This window comes from Prevotella sp. S7-1-8 (genome assembly GCF_000758925.1).
GTDB lineage: Bacteria > Bacteroidota > Bacteroidia > Bacteroidales > Bacteroidaceae > Prevotella.
In genome coordinates this window covers 1-2320 of sequence record NZ_JRNC01000001.1, presented here as the reverse complement: position 1 = coordinate 2320, position 2320 = coordinate 1, and the positions used below count along the sequence as shown (strand labels likewise).

Here is a 2320-nt window from a genome sequence, read left to right as displayed (position 1 = left end):
CCCCCCCCCTAATGAAAGCTGGCACACTTTCATTATATTATTCAATTTATAAATATAACTATTTTTTTCTACTTTTAGGGTGTATGTCTTTGATATTTATGGATAAATAACATTTGTTGCCCTAAATTAAGTGCTGACTTGTCGTGCCTGTCATGCGATAATGCTCAGTGCGTGATACAAAACTGGTGCGCTTGTCAGCGTGTGTTGCCGCTTACTGTTTTGAGGTGCATGGCTTATAAGTGGTTGGTGGCATGTGTAAAGGTGGTGAGTCCACAACGACAAAAGTCAAGTGAACCTGCTGGTTCACTTGACTTCTGTGACGATGTACACCCTTAGGGATTCGAACCCTAGACCCACTGATTAAGAGTCAGTTGCTCTACCAACTGAGCTAAGGGTGCATGAGAAATTGGGTGACAAACGGTGTACACCCTTAGGGATTCGAACCCTAGACCCACTGATTAAGAGTCAGTTGCTCTACCAACTGAGCTAAGGGTGCAATTTCTCATGCCCATGCAAGCGGCACAATGGTCGTTTGTAAAAGCGTGTGCAAAATTACATATTTTTTTTTATATGACCAAAGGTTTGGCGCTTTTTTAGATTAAATCTTCGCGGCTCTTCCATTTAAAAGGTTTTCGGTCTTTTGTAAATACTGTTATTTATAGCGCGCCAGTGACAGGGTGGAGGTTGTTCTTTTCTAAAGATACGACCATGATCGTATGGAGGTTGGCCATTGAAACTCGTGTGGTATGACACATTCAACTTTTCATCTAACCATATGAACGCCAATAAAATAAGTGCTAATAAAAGTTGGTCAAGCGAGCTGCTTTTCGTAACTTTATAGTAAAGAAGATAGTTGGAAGGCGTTTTTTGTCCAAATAAAGTCATAAAATCAGCCCTCTGCTGGCAGGCTGTTCCACGGTGATGGCGATGGGTGGGAGTGGTGTTTTCTGGCGTTACGCGCCGCGCTTGTGCCATTGTCCCAGGCCGATCGCTATGCGATGGCGCGGTGTTTAGGTCTTATTCATGTCGTGATTAAGACCCAAACGGCGTGTGAATGGTGCCCAAACGGCATGCGAATAGTGCCAAAAGGTATGATATGAGGCGATTTGTGATGGTCGAAACAGCCGTGAAGGTTTGTAAACAGCTCGCTGAAAACGAGTTATGGAAAACACCGAGAATCGCGTATTTGCGAGCGGCGAGCCTGTCTTTTGCGAAGACGCATTTTTTCAGAGGTTGTTTGTCGTGTTTTTTCAACGTTGGGCGCATGGCGTTCCCATGATGTGGCCGGGTCGTTGCGAATGTTGCGCCGGATGGCTGCGTCGCCTCTCTCGATTGGCGTTTTGAGCTCGCGCCAATGCCGTCTTAAGCGTTTTTTCAAAAAAACGAAAAGAGGAAGTAAGGCTAAGATGGGACACGAGTGGCTGGACGAAACCTTCGCGCCTGCAATTTATTTAGGGCAACATCGTGTCTCGTCCTAATGAATGAGGATAAAAATATATGGGGAAGTGTTTGGATACTTGGTTTTTTTATTTTAATTTCGCGAGCTAATAAATGCTGATTGGTTTAATATACACAAAAGTTCTTTTATAAGTAGTTAAGAAAGAGACCTTTCTGAGGATATGGAAGTCTATGTAGAATTAAAGTGTTCGGGATGTTATGGAGAGGAACGCATGCGATAAGTATATTACCGTTCTAAATGCGGTCGCGCCAAGAATGGACAAAAAGGAACTGTTAATGTCTTTTAACTCATTTTGTTTGGATTGTCCGAATAAAAATGTAACACACACACACACACACACACACACACACTTTATCCATCCATACATGTTTTATATATAGATAAGGTAAAGCGGCTTATTGAATTTTTTTGTAATGGTGGATGCTCAGGCGGTGTCTCCATGGCGTTTTATATGGGACGGCAACTTTGGAGAAAGTTGCTATTATTTTCACGTACCTGTAATAGGGAAAAAGGCAATATTCGTTCACGAAAAAATTTTTAAGTATGAAAATTAAATATATCAAGCCCCAATGCGCGGTAATTCATCTAAATACGGAAAATTTGTTAGTGGGGGCATCCGGTGACAGTAGTGTGGCGAACTATGAGTCAACAATTTTTGACCCACCGGTGTCGTCAGATCCAAATGCGTCGGATAATCAAGATTATAGCGAATATGAAGATGAAGATGAAGATGGCGGCGGCGGCTGACACTAAAGAGAGCGTGAGTAACAACGCTCCGTTATACATGAATCCATGGCTGTTTCATCATTTAAAATATTTTTATTCAATGAAATTGCCAAGCACACAAGGCATAAGATGAAA

1 protein-coding gene and 2 tRNA genes are annotated in these 2320 nt (G+C 42.3%); 1 reads left to right on the top strand and 2 read right to left on the bottom strand.

What is annotated here, in order from left to right; all coding sequences use genetic code 11:
• Window positions 1–325: 325 nt before the first annotated feature.
• Together HMPREF1640_RS00015 and HMPREF1640_RS00010 are read right to left on the bottom strand one after the other, a co-directional pair.
• A tRNA-Lys gene (locus tag HMPREF1640_RS00015) sits at window positions 326–398 on the bottom strand.
• Between the two features lie 25 nt (window positions 399–423).
• Window positions 424–496 (bottom strand) — tRNA-Lys (locus HMPREF1640_RS00010).
• Between the two features lie 1506 nt (window positions 497–2002).
• Here HMPREF1640_RS00010 and HMPREF1640_RS12655 point away from each other — a divergent pair.
• A complete protein-coding gene (locus HMPREF1640_RS12655) occupies window positions 2003–2206 on the top strand; it encodes a hypothetical protein (protein ID WP_081935215.1) in 204 nt (67 codons plus the stop codon).
• Window positions 2207–2320: the final 114 nt, after the last annotated feature.

What these genes read in the sequence shown, in the direction of transcription:
- HMPREF1640_RS12655 (WP_081935215.1), top strand. Translation starts at nt 2,003, where the DNA reads ATGAAAATTAAATATATCAAGCCCCAATGCGCGGTAATTCATCTAAAT.